The sequence below is a fragment of the Mitsuaria chitosanitabida ATCC BAA-476 = NBRC 102408 genome, assembly GCF_001598255.1.
GTDB lineage: Bacteria > Pseudomonadota > Gammaproteobacteria > Burkholderiales > Burkholderiaceae_C > Roseateles > Roseateles chitosanitabidus.
Window position 1 is genome coordinate 109,229 of record NZ_BCYP01000007.1, and the last position, 20,300, is coordinate 129,528.

Annotated in this window: 14 protein-coding genes; 7 read left to right on the plus strand and 7 right to left on the minus strand. The window is 69.7% G+C overall.

Going from position 1 to position 20,300, the window contains the following annotated elements; genetic code table 11:
• Positions 1-8: 8 nt before the first annotated feature.
• From infB to typA, 4 genes are all read left to right on the plus strand, one after another.
• A complete protein-coding gene (infB, locus tag MCHT01_RS05250; protein ID WP_067063312.1) occupies positions 9-2,972 on the plus strand; it encodes a translation initiation factor IF-2 in 2,964 nt (987 codons plus the stop codon).
• Between the two features lie 78 nt (positions 2,973-3,050).
• Positions 3,051-3,431, plus strand: coding sequence for a 30S ribosome-binding factor RbfA (rbfA, locus tag MCHT01_RS05255; RefSeq protein WP_067063314.1), 381 nt, complete (start codon positions 3,051-3,053; stop codon positions 3,429-3,431).
• A 60-nt stretch (positions 3,432-3,491) separates the two neighbouring features.
• Positions 3,492-4,451, plus strand: coding sequence for a tRNA pseudouridine(55) synthase TruB (truB, locus tag MCHT01_RS05260; protein WP_067063316.1), 960 nt, complete (start codon positions 3,492-3,494; stop codon positions 4,449-4,451).
• A 90-nt stretch (positions 4,452-4,541) separates the two neighbouring features.
• Complete coding sequence (gene typA / locus MCHT01_RS05265) at positions 4,542-6,365, plus strand: translational GTPase TypA (protein ID WP_067063319.1); 1,824 nt, start codon at positions 4,542-4,544, stop codon at positions 6,363-6,365.
• 228 nt (positions 6,366-6,593) lie between these two features.
• On the opposite strand, the gene xdp1 is transcribed toward typA, so the two are convergent.
• The 3 genes from xdp1 to MCHT01_RS05280 all read right to left on the minus strand — a co-directional run bounded on the left by xdp1 (position 6,594) and on the right by MCHT01_RS05280 (position 11,037).
• Entirely contained in the window at positions 6,594-7,409 is an 816-nt protein-coding gene (gene xdp1, locus MCHT01_RS05270; protein WP_067063322.1) for an exosortase-dependent surface protein XDP1, read from the minus strand.
• A gap of 166 nt (positions 7,410-7,575) precedes the next feature.
• Positions 7,576-10,380, minus strand: coding sequence for an XrtA/PEP-CTERM system TPR-repeat protein PrsT (gene prsT, locus MCHT01_RS05275; RefSeq protein ID WP_067063324.1), 2,805 nt, complete (start codon positions 10,378-10,380; stop codon positions 7,576-7,578).
• Between the two features lie 162 nt (positions 10,381-10,542).
• Positions 10,543-11,037 carry a YajQ family cyclic di-GMP-binding protein gene (locus MCHT01_RS05280; RefSeq protein ID WP_067063327.1) on the minus strand — a complete coding sequence of 165 codons (495 nt, stop codon included), beginning with the start codon at positions 11,035-11,037 and terminating at the stop codon, positions 10,543-10,545.
• 151 nt (positions 11,038-11,188) lie between these two features.
• Here MCHT01_RS05280 and murB point away from each other — a divergent pair, with 151 nt between their 5' ends.
• Positions 11,189-12,214, plus strand: coding sequence for a UDP-N-acetylmuramate dehydrogenase (murB, locus tag MCHT01_RS05285; protein ID WP_067063409.1), 1,026 nt, complete (start codon positions 11,189-11,191; stop codon positions 12,212-12,214).
• Positions 12,215-12,230: 16 nt separating this feature from the next.
• On the opposite strand, the gene MCHT01_RS05290 is transcribed toward murB, so the two are convergent.
• Both MCHT01_RS05290 and MCHT01_RS05295 read right to left on the minus strand, forming a co-directional pair.
• Positions 12,231-14,192 carry an ATP-binding protein gene (locus tag MCHT01_RS05290; protein WP_067063329.1) on the minus strand — a complete coding sequence of 654 codons (1,962 nt, stop codon included), beginning with the start codon at positions 14,190-14,192 and terminating at the stop codon, positions 12,231-12,233.
• A 2-nt stretch (positions 14,193-14,194) separates the two neighbouring features.
• Positions 14,195-14,725, minus strand: a complete 531-nt coding sequence (locus MCHT01_RS05295; RefSeq protein ID WP_245643166.1) for a putative pterin-binding protein — start codon at positions 14,723-14,725, stop codon at positions 14,195-14,197.
• 344 nt (positions 14,726-15,069) lie between these two features.
• Between MCHT01_RS05295 and MCHT01_RS05300 the strand changes: the two genes are divergently transcribed.
• A complete protein-coding gene (locus MCHT01_RS05300) occupies positions 15,070-16,782 on the plus strand; it encodes a long-chain fatty acid--CoA ligase (protein WP_067063332.1) in 1,713 nt (570 codons plus the stop codon).
• A 110-nt stretch (positions 16,783-16,892) separates the two neighbouring features.
• Entirely contained in the window at positions 16,893-17,165 is a 273-nt protein-coding gene (locus tag MCHT01_RS05305; RefSeq protein ID WP_218017862.1) for a hypothetical protein, read from the plus strand.
• A 60-nt stretch (positions 17,166-17,225) separates the two neighbouring features.
• On the opposite strand, the gene MCHT01_RS26015 is transcribed toward MCHT01_RS05305, so the two are convergent.
• Together MCHT01_RS26015 and MCHT01_RS05315 are read right to left on the minus strand one after the other, a co-directional pair.
• The gene (locus MCHT01_RS26015; RefSeq protein WP_169806096.1) at positions 17,226-18,074 is read right to left on the minus strand and encodes a DUF924 family protein; all 849 of its coding nucleotides are present in this window, start codon (positions 18,072-18,074) and stop codon (positions 17,226-17,228) included.
• Entirely contained in the window at positions 18,071-20,269 is a 2,199-nt protein-coding gene (locus tag MCHT01_RS05315; protein WP_084451919.1) for a prolyl oligopeptidase family serine peptidase, read from the minus strand. The genes MCHT01_RS26015 and MCHT01_RS05315 overlap by 4 nt, the downstream gene beginning before the upstream one ends.
• Positions 20,270-20,300 lie beyond the last annotated feature (31 nt).

Genomic DNA, 20,300 nt, shown 5'->3' on the forward strand with positions numbered 1-20,300 from the left:
TTTCAATAATGGCCGTGACCACCGTCGCCCAGCTGGCCGCAGAGCTGAACAGGCCTGCGAGCACTTTGCTGGAGCAGCTCCAAGCTGCGGGCGTCAACAAGGCGTCCGCCGAGGACAGCCTGAACGAAAGCGACAAGGAACGTCTGCTGGACCATCTGCGCACCGCGCATGGCACCGGCGGCGCCGAGCGCAAGAAGATCACCCTGACCCGCAAGTCGACCAGCGAGATCAAGCAGGCCGACGCTTCCGGCAAGGCCCGCACGATTCAGGTCGAGGTGCGCAAGAAGCGCGTCTTCGTCAAGCGTGAGGACGGTGTCGACGACGCCGCCGCCGCTGCCGCGGAGGAAGCCGAACTGAAGCGCCGCGAGGAAGAAGTGCAAGCCCAGGCCGAGGCGCTGCGTCAGCAGGAAGAAGAACTCGCCCGCAAGATGCGCGAGCGCGAGGACGCCGAGCGCGCCGCCCGCGAAGCCGAGGAGAAGCGTCGCGAGGAAGAGCGCGCCGCCCGCGAGGCCGCTGAAGCCGCCGCCGCCGAAGCCGCCGCCAAGGCCGCCGCCGAGGCGGAAGCGCGCAAGGTCGCCGAGGCCGCCAAGTCCAAGGCCGAGAAGGCCGCCGACAAGGCTGCCGAGAAGGCTGCCGCCGACAAGGCCGCGGCCGAGAAGGCCGCCGCGCCCGCCCCCGTGGCTGCTCCGGCGCCCGCGCCGGCTCCGGTCGAGCCCGCCAAGCCCGTGCTGCGCGTGGTCAAGGCCGCCGACGTGGCCGCCGACGAGAAGGCCCGCCAGGCCGAGCTGGAGCGCCGCCGCAAGGCCGCCGAGGCCGAGGCCGCCGCCATCCGCGCGATGATGAACGCACCCAAGAAGGTGCTGGTCGCGAAGAAGGAAGAGCCGAAGCCGGAAGCCGCCGCTGCCGGCATCAAGGGCACCATTCACAAGAAGCCGGGCGCCGCTCCGGGTGCCGCTGGCGCGACCGCGTCGGCGGGCGCCGGCGCGAAGCCGGGCGACAAGAAGTCCGTCAAGTCCGAGAAGCTGTCCTCCAGCTGGGCCGACGACAAGAAGCGTGGCACGCCCGGCAAGCCGGGTGGCCGTGACGCGGGCGCCGGCGCCCGTCCGGGTGCCGCCGGCTGGCGCGCGCCTGGCCGTGGCGGTCCTGGCGGCCGCCGTGGCGGTCGCGACGATCGCGGCGCCTCGCAGTCCAACTTCCAGGCCCCCACCGAGCCGGTGATCCAGGAAGTCCACATCCCCGAGACCATCTCCGTCGCCGATCTGGCGCACAAGATGTCGGTGAAGGCTTCCGAGGTGATCAAGCAGCTGATGAAGCTGGGCCAGATGGTCACGATCAACCAGCAGCTGGACCAAGAGACGGCCATGATCCTGGTCGAGGAAATGGGCCACAAGGCGTTCGCCGCCAAGCTGGACGATCCGGACGCCTTCCTCGAGGAAGAGGGCACCGAGACCGAACACGAGCTGCTGCCGCGCGCGCCGGTCGTGACCGTCATGGGTCACGTCGACCACGGCAAGACCTCGCTGCTGGACAGCATCCGCCGCGCCCGCGTGGCGGCTGGCGAAGCCGGCGGCATCACGCAGCACATCGGCGCCTATCACGTCGACACGCCGCGCGGCATGGTGACGTTCCTGGACACCCCGGGTCACGAGGCCTTCACGGCCATGCGTGCCCGCGGCGCCCAGGCGACGGACATCGTCATCCTGGTCGTGGCCGCCGATGACGGCGTCATGCCGCAGACCAAGGAAGCGATCCACCACGCGAAGGCCGCCGGCGTCCCCATCGTGGTCGCGATGAACAAGATCGACAAGCCCGATGCCAACCCCGAGCGCGTGAAGAGCGAGCTGGTGGCCGAGGAAGTCGTCCCGGAAGAATTCGGCGGCGAGTCCCCGTTCGTCCCGGTGTCGGCCAAGACCGGCCAGGGCATCGACGATCTGCTGGAGCAGGTGCTGCTGCAGGCCGAAGTGCTGGAACTCAAGGCCCCGAAGGATTCGATGGCCAAGGGTCTGGTCATCGAAGCCAAGCTGGACAAGGGCCGCGGCCCGGTCGCGACGGTGCTGGTGCAGTCCGGCACGCTCAAGCGTGGCGACGTGGTGCTGGCAGGCTCGACCTACGGCCGCGTGCGCGCCATGCTGGACGAGGACGGCAAGGCCGCGACCGAAGCCGGTCCGTCCATCCCGGTCGAGATCCAGGGTCTGACGGAAGTGCCGCGCGCCGGTGATGAATTCATGGTGCTGGGCGACGAACGTCGTGCCCGTGAAATCGCCACCTTCCGGGCCGGCAAGTACCGCGACGTGAAGCTGGCCAAGCAGCAGGCCGCCAAGCTGGAGAACATGTTCGCCGACATGACCGCCGGCGACGTGCAGACGCTCCCGTTGATCATCAAGGCCGACGTGCAGGGTTCGCAGGAGGCGCTGGCCTCGTCGCTGCTCAAGCTGTCGACCGAAGAGGTCAAGGTGCAGATCGTGCACGCGGCGGTGGGCGGCATCAGCGAGTCCGACATCAACCTGGCGATCGCCTCCAAGGCCGTCGTCATCGGCTTCAACGTGCGTGCCGATGCCGGCGCGCGCAAGGTGGCCGAGCACAACGACGTCGACCTGCGCTACTACAACATCATCTACGACGCCGTGGACGATGTGAAGGCGGCGATGGCCGGCATGCTGGCTCCGGAGCAGCGCGAGGAGATCATCGGTACCGCCGAGATCCGCACCGTGTTCGTGGCGACCAAGATCGGCACCATTGCCGGTTCGATGATCACCAGCGGCCACGTGACCCGCAACGCCCGCTTCCGCCTGCTGCGCGACAACGTGGTGGTGTACACCGGCGAGATCGAGTCGCTCAAGCGCATGAAGGACGACGTCAAGGAAGTCCGCGAAGGCTTCGAGTGCGGTATCAAGCTGAAGAACTACAGCGACATCAAGGAAGGCGACCAACTGGAAGTCTTCGAAATCAAGGAGGTCGCGCGCACGCTGTAAACCAGCGCGCCGCAGCCCCCACGCCCGGCGGGTTTCCCCCCGCCGGGCTTTGTTGTTTGAGAGAGTGAGGAAAGAGCCATGCGTCACAAGCGATCTATCCCCAACCGCGGTCTGCGCGTGGCGGACCAGATCCAGCGCGACCTGGCCGAGCTGATCCGCGAGTTGAAGGACCCGCGCATCGGCATGGTGACGATCAGCGGAGTCGAGGTCACGCCCGATTACGCGCACGCCAAGGTCTTCTATTCGCTGCTGGTCGGCGACGCGAAGGCCACCGGCGAGGCGCTGAACGAGGCGGCCGGCTTCCTGCGCAACGGCCTGTTCAAGCGCCTGCAGATCCACACCGTGCCGTCGCTGCACTTCCATTTCGACCGCACCACCGAGCGCGCGGCCGAGATGAGCGCGCTGATCGCCAAGGCGAATTCGGCCCGCGTGCAGGACGACGAGACCACCGAGGACTGACGGTCCTCCCGACGTAGACGAGAGTGAAGGACGGCGCCCTGAGAAGGGTGCCGCACCGTGATGAGCGCAGTAGCCCCCCGCCCGAAAATCGTGAAGCGCGCCGTGCATGGCGTGCTGATGCTGGACAAGCCGCTTGGCCTGACCAGCAATGACGCATTGCAGAAGGTCAAGCGTCTGTTCCGCGCCGAGAAGGCCGGCCATACCGGCACGCTGGATCCGCTGGCGACCGGGCTGCTCCCGCTGACCTTCGGCGCCGCGACCAAGTTCAGCCAGGTCTCGCTGGAGGCCGACAAGGGCTACCGCGCGACGCTGCGCCTGGGCATCACCACGACCACCGGCGACGGCGAGGGCGAGATCGTCGAGCAACGCGACGCGGTCGCGAAGTCGCTGGACGTGGCCACGATCCGTGCCGCGTGCGCGGAGTTCAAGGGGGCGATCTCGCAGCTCCCGCCGATGTTCTCCGCGCTCAAGCATCAGGGCCGCGCGCTGTACGAGCTGGCCCGCGAGGGCGTGACCGTCGAGCGCCAACCGCGCAACGTGACGATTCACGTGCTGGACATCGTCCAGTGGCAGGCTGACGAACTGCTGCTGATCATCGATGTCCGCTGCTCCAAGGGCACCTACATCCGCACGCTGGCCGAGGACATCGGCGCGAAGCTGGGTTGCGGCGCCCACCTGGCCGGCCTGCGCCGGACCTCGAGCGGCCCGGTGGCCATCGAGCAGGCGGTGACGCTGGAGCAGCTCGAGGCGATGGACGACGAGGCCCGCCTGGCGCTGCTGAAGGCCCCCGACAGCCTGCTGGGCGAGTGGCCCGAGGTCGAGTTGAGCAACGACGAGGCCGGCCGTTTCCTGTCGGGCATGCGGCGCCGCGTGGCGGTGGCCGACATGGCGCAGGTGCGGGTCTACGGCCAGATGCCGCGGGCCTTCCTGGGCAGCGCGCACGTGGCCGCCGGCGAGCTGATCGCCGACCGGCTGCTCAGTCCCACCGAGATCGCCACCATGCTGATGCAGGCGGCCTGAGCCCGGATCCGCATCGAGACCGAATCCCTTTCAAGAATCCCCCCGACTTCCTCCGAATCCAAGAGAAAGCCTTCTTAGCGAAAGCGTCCCATGAGCAAGCAAATCCGCAACATCGCCATCATCGCCCACGTCGACCATGGCAAGACCACCATGGTGGACCAGCTCCTGCGTCAGAGCGGGACCTTCGCCGATCACGAGAAGGTCGTCGACACGGTGATGGACAACAACGCCATCGAACGCGAGCGCGGCATCACCATCCTGGCCAAGAACTGCGCGGTCAGCTGGGAAGGCACCCACATCAACATCGTCGACACCCCGGGACACGCGGACTTCGGCGGTGAAGTCGAGCGCGCGCTGTCGATGGTCGACGGCGTGGTGCTGCTGATCGACGCCCAGGAAGGCCCGATGCCGCAGACGCGCTTCGTGACCAAGAAGGCGCTGGCGCTGGGCCTGAAGCCCATCGTCGTCGTGAACAAGGTCGACAAGCCGGGCGCCAAGCCCGACGCCGTCATCAACGCCGCCTTCGACCTGTTCGACAAGCTGGGCGCCACCGACGAGCAGCTGGACTTCCCGGTCGTGTACGCCTCGGGCATCAACGGCTGGTCGTCGCTCGAAGAGGGCGCTCCGGGCGAGAAGTGGGGCGAGGACATGTCCGCCCTGTTCAACACCGTCCTGAAGCACGTCCCCGCGCAGAAGGGCGACCCGGCCGCGCCGCTGCAGCTGCAGATCTCCGCGCTGGACTTCTCGACCTTCGTCGGCCGCATCGGCGTGGGCCGCATCAGCCAGGGCACCCTGAAGCCGGCCATGGACGTGGTCGTGATGGAAGGTCCGGACGGCAAGACGACCAAGGGCCGCATCAACCAGGTGCTGACCTTCCAGGGTCTGGACCGCATGCAGACGAATGAAGCCGGCCCCGGCGACATCGTGCTGATCAACGGCATCGAGGACATCGGCATCGGCGTGACCGTGACCAGCCCGACCAATCCGGCGCCGCTGCCGATGCTGAAGGTCGACGAGCCGACGCTGACGATGAACTTCTGCGTCAACACCTCGCCGCTGGCGGGTCGCGAAGGCAAGTTCGTCACCAGCCGCCAGATCTGGGACCGCCTGCAGAAGGAACTGCAGCACAACGTCGCGCTGCGCGTGAAGGAAACCGACGAGGACGGCATCTTCGAGGTGTCGGGCCGCGGCGAACTGCACCTCACCATCCTGCTGGAGAACATGCGTCGTGAGGGCTACGAGCTGGCCGTCTCCAAGCCGCGCGTGGTGTTCCAGGAAATCAACGGCGAGAAGTGCGAGCCGATCGAGCTGGTCACCGCCGACGTGGAAGAAGGCCATCAGGGCGGCGTCATGCAGGCCCTGGGCGAGCGCAAGGGCGAGCTGGTCAACATGGAGCCGGACGGCCGTGGCCGTGTCCGCCTCGAGTACCGCATCCCGGCTCGCGGCCTGATCGGTTTCTCGAACGAGTTCCTGAACCTGACGCGCGGCTCGGGTCTGATCTCCAACATCTTCGACGGCTACGAGCCGCACAAGGGTGACATCGCCGGTCGCAAGAACGGCGTGCTGATCTCGATGGACGCGGGTGAGATCTTCACCTACGCCCTGGGCAAGCTGGACGATCGCGGCCGCATGTTCGTGAAGCCGAACGACCCGGTCTACGAAGGCATGATCGTCGGCATCCACAGCCGCGATAACGACCTGGTCGTGAACGCGACCCGTACCAAGCAGCTGACCAACTTCCGCGTCAGCGGCAAGGAAGACGCGATCAAGATCACGCCCCCGATCGAGCTGACCCTGGAGTACGGCGTCGAGTTCATCGAGGACGACGAACTGGTCGAGATCACGCCGAAGTCGGTGCGTCTGCGCAAGCGCCACCTGTCGGAGAACGAACGCAAGCGCGCGGCGCGTAGCTGACGCGACGCTCCGCGCGCAAGCGCGGAAGCAGTGGGCTCCCCCAGCCCCCTCCGAGAGGGGGCTCCAGCTTGAACTGGGCGCACCCTGACGGGTGCGGTGGGGGACGAAGGCTCAGACAAGAACGCCCGATGCAGTGATGCATCGGGCGTTCTGCTTTTGTGGGCGGGCGTTGCCGCGCGGACGAAAAAAAGGCGACCCGAAGGGTCGCCTCTTGCGGAGCAGGGAGACTCAGCGTTGCGCTTGCTTGCGTTGGCGGCGGATGCCCATCACGCCCAGCAGCGCGATGGAGGCCAGTGCCAGCGAGGCTGGTTCGGGGACCTTGATCGTCGTCGTGGCGGTGCCTGCCACGGAGAACAGCTTCACGAAGTCGTAGCCGGCGAAGCTGGTGCCCAGGCCTTGCGTCAGACCGGTGGTCGTGCCGGCCGCGCCGGTCGGCGCGCCGCCCAGCTGCGAGTTGTAGGCGGTGATGATCCACCAGCTGGAGCTGATGTTCTGCGAGTTGATGGTCTTGGCGGTGCCCGTGACCAGGTCCGCGTAGCTGCCCACCAGGCTCCAGCCGGAACCGGTCAGCGTCGAGGCGGTCTTGCCGGTGATGGTGTTGGCCACGTTCACGCCGGTCGTCGAGCCGGTGTAGGCCAGCACGGTGATGTCGCTGTCGTACTGCGACCAGCCCACGGTGACCTGCGTCAGCTTCACCAGGTCATCGAACTTCAGCAGGATCAGGTCTTGATAGCCGTAGTTGTCGATCGCGTGGTTGGGCGACTGCGAATCGCCGCTCGGCGCGGTGACGCCGAAGCCATTGCCCGAGTAGTAGGCCAGCGTGCTCTGCGCGAAGGCGCCGGTGCTGGAATACGCGCCGCCGCTGGTGTTGATCGCGGCCGAGTAGGCCGAGTACGACACGTTGGGCGCCGTGTCGCCGGTCTCGCTGCAATTGCTCACGCAGGTGCCGGCGGTCCAGGTCGAGAGCGCGTGCGCGCTCAGCGGCAGCACGCTGGCCAGCGCGACGACGGCGATGCCGATCAGACGGGTGTGAAGTTGACGCATGGTGTTCCCTCGACGGTCCTGACCCGGGTGGGGCAGTTCTAAGTTGCCGACTTCAAAGCAAGGCCTGGGCCAGGCAACTCAAGTCTTTCAAGATCAATGACTTGCGATGATGCAAGTCGGTTTTCGTGACACGAATGTAAGTTTTTCTGACAAGCCGCTGCACCCTTCACCTGAGGGTCTGCCCGAGGGCCGCGGCCTCCTTGAGGCTGTCGAACGACTTGCTGCGCAGCGCCGCGTCCAGTTCTTCGCGGGCCTCGGCCTTGCGGCCCGCCTTGGCCAGCGCGGCCGCGAGGTGATAGCGGATGTCGGGGCTGCCCGGCTCGCGCAGACGCGCGTCGCGCAGCAGTTGCAGCGCGCGGTCCGCATTGCCGGCCAGGTGTTGCGCCCAGCCCGCGGTGTCGATCACCGCCGCATTGCGCGGATCCAGCGCCAGCGCCTTCTCCGCGGTCTGCGCCGCGGCCGCGGCATCGCCCTGGCGGATCAGGGCATTGGCCAGGTTGTTGAGCGCCTCGACGTCGTCGGCCTTGAGCTTGAGCGCCGTCTCGTAGCTGCGCCGAGCGGCCGGATAGGCACCCGCCCGGGCCTGGGCGTCGCCCAGCGCCTTCCAGACCGCGAGGTCCTGGGGCCGGGTCTTGAGCCAGCGGTCGGCCAGGTCTTGCGCGCCACGGCCCGTCGGGTCCTGGCGGCCCAGCGCGCGCATCAGCGCCAGCAGGCTGCCGGTGGTGGGTTGCAGGTCATGCGCCTTGCGCAGTGCCTCGACGGCCTGCGCCGGCTGGTTGCGGGCCTGGGCGACGTCGGCCAGCAGCAGGTAGCCGGCGGCCTGCGTGGGCTGGAGCTGGACCACCATCCGGGCCTGCTTCTCCGCCTGCGCCGAGTTGCCCTGCTGCAGGGCGACGGTCGAGGCCAGCGACAGCGCGCCGACATGCTGGGGCGCCGCTTGCAGGGCCTTGTCCAGGCTGTAGGCCGCGCCGGCGGTGTCCCGGGCATCGAGCTGCAAAGCCGCGATCTGCGTCAGCGGATCCGGACCGAAGCCCGAGCGCCGCGTGGCGTTGGCCAGCGTGGCGCGGGCGCCCGCCAGGTCGCGGTTGGCCAGCTGCGCGCGGGCATAGGTGGTCATGGTCTGCGGGTCGTCCGGCGCCTTGGCGAGCAGCTTCTTCGCCGCTTCCAGCGCCGGCCCCGGCTGGTCCCGCTTGAGCAGCCAGGCCACGAGCGCCAGGTCGGCGCGGGTGTTGCGGGGGCCGCTCATGTCGGCCGCCTTGGCCAGCCAGCGCTGCACCTCGGCCGGCTTGCCGCGCGCCTCGTTCAGCAGCGCCATCTCGTAGAGGGCGTCGACGTTGTGCTCGTCGGCCTTGATCAGCGCGTCCAGCCGCGCCTGCGCGGCGTCGAACTGCCGCTGGGCGATCTCGATGCGGGCCAGGCCCAGCTTGGCGTCCACCAGCGAGGGGTCGAGCTGCGCCGCCTGCTGATAGGCCTCCCGCGCGCCGTTCAGGTCCTTGGCGCCGCGTCGCGCCAGGCCCAGCATCAGCCAGGCGCTGGGATTCTTCGCGTTCTGCTTGACCAGGCGTTCGGCGACCGACACGGCCTTGGCCGTCTGGCCGCCGCGCAGGTAGAGCGTGGCCAGCGCCATGCCGGCGTAGTTCTGGCGCGGGTCGCGCTGGAACGCCTTCTCGAGCTCCGCGACCGCGCCACCGGACTGGCCCCCGCGCATCAGCGAGATGCCCAGCGCGGTGTGGAACTCGGGCGCGTCGCGGGTGCGCAGCGCCTCCTGCATCAGCGAGGCCGCGCGGGCGTGCCGCCCCTGCGCCATCTGCAGCGAGGCCATCATGACCAGCGCCTGGCCGTCGCCGGGGAAGGCCTTCAGGTAGGCCTCCAGCACCTCGCCGGCGCGCTCCAGGTTGGGCTCGGCCACGTAGACCTGCGCCAGCAGCTTGGACATCGGGCTGTTGGGCGTCTGGCGCTGGGCGTACTCGAGGTAGGGCTTGGCCTTCTCCATCTGGCCCAGGCCGTAATGGGCCAGGCCGTTCAGCATCAGCGCCTGCGGCCGGAAGCGGATGAACTCGATGGGCACCGGGTCCAGCTGCTCGGTGACCGCCTTGAGCCCGGCCCGCGCGGTGGCGGCGTCGCCGCGGCGCTCGGCCAGCACGGCGTTCAGGTAGAGCGCGCGCGGCTCGGTCGGCGCCAGCTTGAGCAGAGCTTGCACCTGGGCCAGCGCGTCGGCGTCGCGGTTCATGTCCAGCAGCAGGCCGGCGCGGGCGAGTTGCGCGTCGATGTGGCGCGGGTCCGCGGCGATCGCGCGCTCGTAGCCCTTGAGCGCCTCGTCGAGCCGGCCCTGCACGTGCGGCACGGTGGCGCGCTGGTAGAGCGCCTCGGCGTTGGCCGGCTGGAACTTGAGCGCCTGGTCGGCGGCCAGGGCGGCCTTGTCGAACTGGCGCGCGCGCAGGCGCAGCGGCACTTCGGCCAGCCAGGTGTCGGCGTTGTCCGGCGGGATCGCGCGCGCGGCGTCGATCTGGGTCTGCGCGCGGGCGGGATCGCCCATGTCGGCGTAGGCGGCGGCCCGCACCAGCAGCACGGCCTTGCGCACGTCGTCGGGCAGGCCCTCGGGCACCAGCGCCGGCAGCTTGAAGACCTCGGCCTGCTTGCCCTGCGCGACCAGCGCCTGCGCCAGCGGCAGGGCCACCTCGGCCCGGTTGATGCCCTGGGAGAGCGCCTCGTTGAACTCGATCTCGGCCGCGGCGGCCTCGCTGCGCGACAGCAGCGCCTTGCCCAGCAGCACGTGCACGGTCAGCATCCGCGCGTCCTGCTGGAGCGCGTTCTTGAGCTGGAGGATGGCGCCGTCGACGTCCTTGCGCTCGAAGCGCTTGAGCGCGTCCTCGTAGTAGCGCGAGGCCTGGGCGCTGTCGGCCTGCGCGAACGTGGCGCCCAGCGCCAGCACCGCGGCGGTCGGCACCGCGAGCCATCGGCGAATCGTCATGTGTCCCCCCATCCCCAGCCGTCCTCGTGTCATGTGTCGTCGCGCAAATGCGAGCAGGGCACGAGGCCCTGCGATGCGCGCCCGCGATCGTCGCGCGAGCCGGCGTTCCGCGGTGCCCCTCGAACAGGGGCCCGGGCACGCCTGGACGGGGGTTTTCGCGACTTACTTCCGGTAGTTGTCGAAGCTCAGCGGCAGGTCGGACAGGTCCTTGCGCAGCACGGCCTGGGCGGCCTGCAGGTCGTCGGTGGACTTGCCGGTGATGCGCACGATGTCGCCCTCGATCTGGGCCTGCACCTTGAGCTTGCTGTTCTTGATCGCCGCGACGACCTTCTTGGCCTCGGGGGCGTCCAGGCCGTTCTTGATCTTGTAGACCTGCTTGACGCGGTCGCCGCCCAGCTTCTCGATCTTCTCCTGCTTGTCGACGAAGCCCAGCACGATGCCCTGCTTGGTCAGCTTGGCGTAGAGCACGCCCTCGATCTGCTCGAGCTGGAACTCGGCGTCGCCGGTGGCGTGGATTTCCTTCTCCTTGTCCTTCCATTCGATCGAGGCGCTGGTGCCCTTGAAGTCGAAGCGGGTGGAGATCTCCTTCTCGCTGGCGTCCACGCTGTTGCGGACCTTGACCATGTCGGGCTCGAGGACGGTATCGAAGCTGGGCATCGTGTGTGCTTTCGTTGTGGGGGAGTGCGGGCCGGTCGCGGCGCGTGCGAACGAAGGTTCGGGGCGGGACCGGTGGCCGAGGGATATGGGCGAGAATTCTGCCATGCAGTCCTCCTCCGCTCACCCCACCTCGAATGACCGCCGCGAGGGGCTGGTCATCGAGACCGACGTCAATCTCAAGCCCTACAACACCTTCGGCCTGCCCGCGACCGCGCGCCGCCTGGTGCGCATCCGCGAGGAGCTGGACGTGCGGCGGGTGGTCGACCATCCCGAGCTCGGCCGCGCGCCGAAGTTCGTGCTGGGCGGAGGCTCGAACCTGGTGCTGACGCGCGACATGGACGCGGTGGTGCTGAAGATGGAGATCCCCGGCCTGCGCGTCGAGGAACGCGAGGACTGCTGGATCGTCGAGGCCGGCGCCGGGGTGACCTGGCACGACGCGGTGGCCTGGTCCCTGGAGCAGGGCGTGCCCGGCCTGGAGAACATGGCGCTGATCCCCGGCACCGTGGGCGCGGCGCCCGTGCAGAACATCGGCGCCTACGGCGTGGAGCTCAAGGACCGGCTGGAGAGCGTCGACGTGGTGGACCTGACGACGGGCCGCCGCGTGGAACTGCCCGCCGCGGTGTGCCGCTTCGGCTACCGCGACAGCGTCTTCAAGCAGACGGGCTATGGCGGCCTGGCCGGCAAGAGCGTGATCACCAAGGTGCGCCTGCGCTGCCCCAAGCCCTGGCAGCCGTTGCTGGGCTACCTGGACATCGAGCGCAAGATGGGCGAGACCGGCATCGCCGCGCCCGACGCGCGTCAGGTCTTCGAGTGGGTCTGCGAGATCCGCCGCGCCAAGCTGCCGGACCCGGCGCGCATCGGCAACGCGGGCAGCTTCTTCAAGAACCCGGTGGTGAGCGCGGAGCAATGCCGCGACATCATCAGCCGCGACCCGCACATCGTGCATTACCCGATGGCCGACGGCAGCTTCAAGCTGGCCGCCGGCTGGTTGATCGATGCCTGCGGCTGGAAGGGCAAGAGCGTCGGCGGCGCCGGCGTCTACGAGAAGCAGGCGCTGGTGCTGGTCAACCGCGGCGAGGCCCGCGGGGCCGAGGTCGTGACGCTGTCGCGGGCGATCCAGGAAAGCGTCTACGGCCGCTTCGGCATCCGGCTCGAACCGGAGCCGGTCGTCATCTGATCGGGCGCGGGCGGCCTCAGGCCGCCTCGGGGCGCGCGGCGGACACGGCCACCGACTGCAGGCACACGCGCAGCGTCTCCAGCTCCACGGGCTTGGAGAGGAAGGCGGAGATGCCGGCCTCGTCGGCCTTCTGGCGCGATTCCTCGAAGGCGTCGGCCGAGAAGGCCACGATGGGCAGGGCGCCGCGCGGCGCCGGCAGCGCGCGCATGGCGCGGGTCGCCTCGAAACCGTCCATCTGCGGCGTGTGCAGGTCCATCAGCACCACGTCGAAGGGCTGCTGCCGCAACGCGTGCAGCGCCTGCAGGCCGTTCTCGCACAGCGTCGCCTGATGGCCCAGCCGTTCCAGCATCGCCTCGATGACGAGGCGGTTGGTCGGGTTGTCCTCGCTGACCAGCACGCGCAGGCCGGTGATCGGGGGCGTGATCGAGGTGTCCGACGTGCCCGGTGATCCGGCGGCGAGGTCGATCGCCGGGGCGGAGGGGGCCGACGGATTCACCGACGCGGGCGCGCCCGTCGATCCGGCCGCGGCGGGCTCGGCGCCGGGGCGGCTCGGCTTGAACTCGGTGCTCGCGCGCAGCGGCAGCGCCAGCGTGAAGCGGGCGCCCTGGCCGGGCGCGCTCGTCACATGGATGTCGCCGCCCATCGCGCGCGCCAGCCGCCGCGAGATCTCCAGCCCCAGGCCCGCGCCGCCGTGACGGCGCGAGGTGCTCGCGTCGCCCTGGCTGAAGCGCTGGAACAGCCGGGCCTGCACCTCGGGGTCGATGCCGGGGCCGGTGTCGTTGACCTCGAACAGCAGCAGGTCCTCGCCCAGCGGGCCCACGCCGCACTGGACGCGCAGGCCGATCTGGCCGCGGTCGCAGAACTTCAGCGCGTTGCTCAGCAGGTTCAGCAGGATCTGGCGCAGGCGCGTCGGATCGGCCAGCACCCAGCCGGGCACGTCGTCGTCGACGGTGAAGCGCAGCGTCAGCCGCTTGGCCGCGGCCTGCGGGCGGCTCAGCGCCTCGAGCTCATGGGCCAGCGCGCCCAGCTGCAGCGGCTCCGGCGCGATCGACAGGCCGCCGGCTTCCATCCGCGTCACGTCCAGGATGTCGCCCAGCACCGCCAGCAGGTGGCGGGCGCAGTCGTTGGCGGCCTTGAGCTGGTCGCTCTGCGCCGGCGTCAGCGGCGCCTCGCGCGCCAGGCCCAGCATGCCCAGCAGGCCCTGCAGCGGCGTGCGCAGCTCGTGGCTCATGTTGGCCAGGAAGACGGTCTTGGCGCGGTTGGCGGCCTCGGCCTCGCGCTGGGCCTCGTGCAGTCGACCGGCCAGCGCCTGCTGCTTCAGACCGTAGCGCTCCAGCCCGCGGAACTGCCGGTAGATGACCGCGGCGAAGAGCAGCGTCATCGCCGACAGCGCCGCCGTCAGGCCCAGGCTGATCTGGCTCTGCCGGCGGACCACCTCGTTGCGCTGGGTGACGTCCTCGGCCACGTGGTGGGTCGAGGTCAGCGACAGCTCGCGGATCGGATCGGCCAGCGGCTCCAGGCGGTCCATCACCGCGCGCAGGCGCTCGGGATGCTCGCGGATCAGTTGCGCGTTGAAGGGCAGGGCGTCCGCCCACTGGACGAAGTCCTGCGCGCGCGCCACCGTGCGCTGGTAGTCGGGGTGATGCGCGAGCACCTGCGCCGCGTGCTCGCTCTCGACGAGGTTCAGACGGCTGACGAAGATCTCGTAGCGCTGCGCGACCTGGTCCGGATCGACGCCGACGCTGGGCCCCGCGGCCTGCTCCAGCGCCAGGCGCAGCTTGAGGTACTCGGTCTCGAACTGGAACAGGCTCCAGACCAGGTAATCGTCCTGGTAACGCCGCGTGCCGTTGAGCGCCTGGTACTGGCGCGTCTGCAGCCAGGCCACGCCCGCCATCGCCAGCATCAGCAGCAGCCCCATGGCCGCCACGCCCCAGCGCCAGCGGCGCTGCTTCTGCTTGATGAAGGCGGCGCGGTCCATGCTCAACGCAGCTCCAGGCTGGTCAGCTGCCACGCGGAGCGGCCGTAGTAGACGCTGTTGCGCAGCTCCGCATGGCTGTCGAAGGGATAGATCAGGAACAGCGGTCCCTTGTCCCGCACCGCCATGGGCTTGTCGTCCAGCAGCCGCGCGACGATCACGTCGTAGCGGCGCGCGTCCTCGACGGGGACCATGACGCGGTAGTCGTTGAGCGCGCGCGCCTCGATGAGGCGGCCCTGGGCGCCCGCCTGGGCCAGCACGTCGCGCAGCAGCGGGCCGGTGAACTTGCGCGCGCCCGGATACCAGGGCGTCTGCGTGCTGAAGCTGACCTGCGGCAGCTTCTCCAGCATGGCCATGTCGAAGACGGCGCGCCCGTCGCGGTTGGCATGGCGCAGCGCGCCCCCGATGCTCAGCACGACGGGGCCGGCGGGCTCGGTCAGCGGCTGCTCGGCCTGTCGCGCGAGGGCGGGCGGAGCGATCGTCAGGACACAGGTGAGCAGCCCCAGCAACAGGGCGGAACGGCGCGCGGTCGGCATGGACGGAACGGGGAGGGCGGCGCCCGCTTCGTGGGCGGCGCGGCTATCGGTGAAAGCCCGCATGCTACGCGCGGGACCCCGGCGCACGATCCCCGGGCACCACCCGATTGATGGGGCACGAGTCGGATTTCCACCACAGTGACGCGCCGCGCGGCCTCGGGCATGAGCCGCAAGGCCCATGGGCAGGCCTCGACCGTCGCACACCGGTGCGACGGGGCGTGGGCGCATGGCGGTCGGTCTGACGCGCGAGGCTCGGGACCTCCCCGGATCCTGTCGCTGCGGCGACAAGCCCGGCACGGCGCCAGTCGGAAGATGGTTCCAAACAAAGACAGGAGACACAACCGATGACGCGTGTGGTCACCCCCCGTCCCGAGAACGCGGACGTGCAGTACAGCCATTGGCCGCAGCGGCTGCCGCGGCGCCTGGCGATCCCGGCCACCTCGCTGTGGTTCAACCTGGCGGTGGCCGCGACGCGCTACCCGGACAAGGCGGCGACGCAGTTCCTCGGCGCGTCGCTGAGCTACGGCGAGATGCGCCGCCAGGCCGAGGCGCTGGCCGGCTGGCTCCAGGCGCAGGGCGTGGGCAAGGGCGACCGCGTCGCGCTGTTCATGCAGAACTGCCCGCAGTACCTGATCGCCTTCTACGCGGTGAACCGCGCCGATGCCGTGGTCGTGCCGGTCAACCCGATGAACCGCGAGGACGAGTTCGGCCATTACCTGACCGATCCCGAGACCAAGGTCGTGATCTGCAGCGGCGAGCTCTCGGGCATCGTCGCCAAGGCGGCGGAGCGGCTGCCGCAGGCGCAGCGCCCGCGCGCGATCCTGGTGACCCAGTACTGGCAGATGCTGCCCGAGGGCGGCCCCGATGCGGACTGCGGCGCGCCCGAGCCGATGCGCGCCTGGCTGACCGCCCGTCACGAGCTGCCGCCCGGCGCCACCGACTGGCGCGAGGCGCTGTCCGCCGGCCTGGTGCCGGGGCCGCACACCGCGGGTCCCGACGACATGGCGATGCTCCCCTACACCTCGGGGACGACGGGACTGCCCAAGGGCTGCGTGCACACCAACGCGACGCTGATGTCCAACAGCTGCGGCGGCTGCCAGTGGGGCTACGCGAGCGCCGAATCGGTGGGTCTGGCGGTGGTGCCGATGTTCCACATCACCGGCACGCTGTACGGGGTGCTGGGGCCGGTCTTCACCGGGATGACGCTGGTGATCATGCCGCGCTGGGATCGCGAGCTCTGCGGCCGCCTGATCTCGCGGCATCAGGTCACGCACTGGACCTGCATCCCGACGATGATCATCGATCTCTTCGCCAGCCCCAACTACCGCAGCTTCGACCTGACCAGCCTGCGCTACCTGAGCGGCGGTGGCGCGGCCATGCCCAAGGCGGTGGCCGAACGACTGCTGGAGGAGTTCGGCCTGACCTTCGCCGAGGGCTACGGCCTGACCGAGACCGCCGCCCCCAGCCACGGCAATCCGCCCGAGCGCGCCAAGCTGCAATGCCTGGGCATCCCGATCTTCGGCGTGGACTCGCGCATCGTCGATCCGACGACGCTGGAGGAACTGCCCGTCGGCGAGGTGGGCGAGATCATCACGCACGGGCCGATGGTCTTCCACGGCTACTGGCAGCAGCCCGAGGCGACCGACGCCGCCTTCGTCGAGCTCGACGGCAAGCGCTTCTTCCGCACCGGCGACCTGGGGCGCATGGACGAGGAGGGCTACTTCTTCATCACCGACCGGCTCAAGCGGATGATCAACGCGAGCGGCTACAAGGTCTGGCCGTCCGAGGTCGAGATGCTGCTGTATCGCCATCCGGCGGTGCAGGAGGCCTGCGTGATCGCGGCCAAGGACGCGTACCGCGGCGAGACCGTCAAGGCCGTCGTGGTGCTGCGGGCCGAGGCCAAGGGCAAGACCACCGACAAGGACATCGTCGACTGGGCCCATGAGCACATGGCCGCCTACAAGGCGCCGCGCATCGTCGAGTTCGTCGAGACCTTGCCCAAGTCGGGCAGCGGCAAGGTGATGTGGCGCCTGCTGCAGGAGCAGGAACCGAAGTGAGGCCTGGCGCCCCGCGGCGCCTCCCCCGAAAGTCGTCCCCCCTCGCGCCCCTCCCCGGAGGGGCGTTTTGCGTCTGGCGTGGCGATCCCGTCCGGCAGAGACTGGTCGGCATGAACACATCACCTGTCCAAGCCATTGACCCGGCATCGCGCTCTGCCGACCATCCGGTCCTCGCCATCAAGGTGGCCCAGCTGGAGACGACCGTGGACCACGTCACGACCGACATGAACGAGCTCAAGACGGAGCTGCGCGAGTTCCGCAAGGAGGTCCGCGCGGACATCATGGCCATCCGCACGCACGACTTCCGACTGATCTTCGGCGCCTTGATCGCGGTCACGCTGGGCCTGGCCACGCTGATGGCCAGGACCTTCCACTGGATCTGACCCCGGCCGGATCGGACGGGATCGAGTCGGGGCGGGGCCGGACGGCGTCCGGCTCAGGGCTCAGAAACGTGAGCCGGGCTGCTTCAGGAACTCGATCTCCTCCGGCGTGCTCGCGCGGCCGAGGATCTCGTTGCGATGGGGGAAACGGCCGAAGCGCGCGATGACCTCGCGGTGCCGGCGCGCATAGTCCAGCGCATCGGCCAGGCGCGCGTCCTCGGCGGCCAGCGCCTCGAAGGTCGCGACGCTGCGGTCCTGCATCGGCAGGTCCTCGGCGTGCTCCAGCGGCATGGCCGCGAACCAGCGCTCCAGCGGGCCAAGCTCCTGCGCGCGCGGCAGCAGGTGCAGCGCGGCCTCCAGCGCCAGCGCGTCACCCGCGAAGGCGCGTGGCGTGTCGCGATGGATGTTGCGGGTGAACTGTTCCAGCACGACGATGCGCGCCAGCGCACCCCAGGCCGTCGAGTCCCACTCGCGCAGACCGCCCGCCAAGGCCTGGTCGACCACGGCGCCAAAGCGATCGCGCAGGTGCGCGTCGAAGCTCGGGTCCTTCCTGAACCACTGCATCAGCACCTGGCCGTCGTGCTCGCCGCCTGGCGCGCCGAACCACTCGTTCAGCACGCGTTGCGCGGGCGCGGGCGTCAACAGCCGCTGCCAGCGCGGATGGTGCTGCAGCCAGTGCCGCACATAGCTGCAGCCGGGCACCAGTTGCAGGGGGAAGCCCGCCAGCCAGCGCGCGGCCGTCTCCACCAGCGCCGAGGCCAGCCCTTGCCCGCGCAGCTGCGCCGGCACGCCGGTGTGGGTGATGATCAGCTGCTCGCCGTGGCGCTCATAGTCCAGGCGGCATTGCAGTCCGGGTTGCGGCTGGGCAAGAAAGCATCGTGCATCGGGCAGATGCTGGATCACGAAATTCACGTCGCATCTCCACGCTGGGCCTCCCTGCCGAGTTGTAGCCACAAATAGCTGAATTCGAGGGCTTGCAAGAGCGCGCGCTGCTGGTTGTCCGCCGCGCCGCCATGGCCGCCCTCGATGTTTTCGTAATAGAAGCACGCCTGGCCCAGGGCCTGCATGCAGGCCGCCATTTTCCTCGCGTGGCCGGGGTGCACGCGGTCGTCGCGCGTCGAGGTGGCGAAGAGCGCCCGCGGATAGCGCACGCCGGCCTTGAGCTGCTGGTACGGGCTGTAGGCCGCGATGTGCGCCCAGTCCTGCGGATCGTCCGGATCGCCGTACTCGGCGATCCAGGAGGCGCCGGCCAGCAGCAGGTGGTAGCGCTTCATGTCCAGCAGCGGTACCTGGCACACGACCGCGCCGAAGAGCTCCGGCCGTTGCACCATGCAGGCGCCCACCAGCAGCCCGCCGTTGCTGCCGCCCTGGATGCCCAGCTGCGCCGGCGTGGTCAGGCCGCGTTCGATCAGGTCCTCGGCCACGGCGATGAAGTCGTCGAAGCTGCGCTGCTTGTGCGCCAGCGTCGCGGCCTGGTGCCAGCGCGGGCCGTACTCGCCACCGCCCCGGATGTTGGCCACGACCAACTGCCCGCCGCGCGTCAGCCAGGCGCGTCCGTTGACGCCCGAGTACCACGGCTGCAGCGAGACCTCGAAACCCCCGTAGCCGTAGAGCAGCGTGGGCATCGGCGTCGCCGGCCCGTGTCCGTGTCCATGCGCCGACTTGGCGGCGGCCTCGTCGTGCCCACCCGGTCCGATGACGAAGTAGGGGATGCTCTCGCCGTCCGCGCTGGTGGCGAAGAACTGCCGCACCGACAGCCCGGTCGCGTCGAACTGCGCGCCGCGCTGCTTGAGCGGCTCGCGCTCGTCGCTGCCGGCGCGGGCCAGGCTCACGCTGTCGGGGCTGAGGAAGTCGGCGTAATGCAGCAGGTAGTCGTCGCCCAGCGGGTCCTCGCCCAGCTCGGGATCGTGCAGGCCCTGCAGCCCCAGCGTGCCGGGGAAGGGCGCCTTGACCTGGCGCAGCACCGGCGGATGGCGGCGCAGGTCCCACTCCTCGAGCCGGCTGGCCACGTGCTCGCTGACGTTGAGCAGCAGGTGATGGCGCGTGAGCTCGTAGTCCTCCAGCGAGCGGCCCGCCGTCGGCGAGAACATCACCCGCAGGTGCTTGTCATGGCGCTTGTCGTGATGCTCGCCGCGCCAGAACTCGGCCTCCTCGAGCAGCAGCAGCGAGCCCGCCGGATAGGTCGGTCCGTGCGGGATGGCCCAGTCGCTGCGCGGGCGCAGCAGCATCCACGGGCCGTCCAGATGGACGCTCATGTCGCTGGGCAGGTCGATGGGGATGAACTGGCCGTCGCGCCACAGGAAGCGCGCCGCGTTGTAGAAGTCCAGCTCGCGGCTGAAGACGACCCGCTCGTGGCCCGGCGTGCGGTCCACCGACACCAGCACCGACACATCGTGGGTCTCGCCCTCGAAGATCACGGGCGCGGCCTCCAGCGGCGTGCCGCGCGACCAGCGCCGGATCTGGCGCGGGTAGCCGGAGTCGGTCAGCGAGTCCGGTCCGAAGTCGCTGCCCACCAGCAGCGTGTCGGCGTCCAGCCATTCGACGTCGCTCTTGGCCTCGGGCACGAGGAAGCCGCCTTCGGACGGGGGGATGAAGCGCAGCGTCTCCAGGTCGAATTCACGCAGCTCATGCGCGTCGGCGCCGCCGTCCGACAGGGACACCAGGCAGCGCCGGTAGTCCGGCGCCAGCGCGGTCGCGCCATGGAAGACCCAGCCGCGACCCTCGGCCCGGCCCAGCGCGTCCACGTCCAGCACCAGACGCCAGGGCGGCTCGGCCAGCTTGAACTCGGCCAGCGTGCAGCGCCGCCACAGGCCGCGCGGATGGGCCTCGTCCTGCCACAGGTTGTAGAGCCAGTCCCCGCGCCGCGCCACATGCGGGATGCGGTCGCGCGCGTTGAGCACCTGCAGCAGCTCGGCGTACAGCGTCTCGAACTCGGGCCGCGCCTTCAGCGTGGCGAGCGTCTCCTCGTTGCGCGCGCGCACCCAGTCCAGCGCGCGCTCGCCCTCGGGGCCTTCCAGCGCCTCGAGCCACAGGAAGGGATCGTCCGACCCGGCGTCGTCGTGGGAGGCGGGAGCGCCGGTCGGGGAATGCGGATCTGCGTGCTGCACAACGGTCTCCTGATCGGGGTCGGCACGGCAG

Bases quoted from the DNA above. Each gene is read 5' to 3' on its own strand.
- xdp1 (WP_067063322.1), bottom strand. From the start codon at position 7,409: ATGCGTCAACTTCACACCCGTCTGATCGGCATCGCCGTCGTCGCGCTG.
- typA (WP_067063319.1), top strand. From the start codon at position 4,542: ATGAGCAAGCAAATCCGCAACATCGCCATCATCGCCCACGTCGACCAT.
- MCHT01_RS05295 (WP_245643166.1), bottom strand. From the start codon at position 14,725: ATGCCGACCGCGCGCCGTTCCGCCCTGTTGCTGGGGCTGCTCACCTGT.
- MCHT01_RS05300 (WP_067063332.1), top strand. From the start codon at position 15,070: ATGACGCGTGTGGTCACCCCCCGTCCCGAGAACGCGGACGTGCAGTAC.
- MCHT01_RS05280 (WP_067063327.1), bottom strand. From the start codon at position 11,037: ATGCCCAGCTTCGATACCGTCCTCGAGCCCGACATGGTCAAGGTCCGC.
- rbfA (WP_067063314.1), top strand. From the start codon at position 3,051: ATGCGTCACAAGCGATCTATCCCCAACCGCGGTCTGCGCGTGGCGGAC.
- MCHT01_RS05305 (WP_218017862.1), top strand. From the start codon at position 16,893: ATGAACACATCACCTGTCCAAGCCATTGACCCGGCATCGCGCTCTGCC.
- infB (WP_067063312.1), top strand. From the start codon at position 9: ATGGCCGTGACCACCGTCGCCCAGCTGGCCGCAGAGCTGAACAGGCCT.
- MCHT01_RS05290 (WP_067063329.1), bottom strand. From the start codon at position 14,192: ATGGACCGCGCCGCCTTCATCAAGCAGAAGCAGCGCCGCTGGCGCTGG.
- prsT (WP_067063324.1), bottom strand. From the start codon at position 10,380: ATGACGATTCGCCGATGGCTCGCGGTGCCGACCGCCGCGGTGCTGGCG.
- truB (WP_067063316.1), top strand. From the start codon at position 3,492: ATGAGCGCAGTAGCCCCCCGCCCGAAAATCGTGAAGCGCGCCGTGCAT.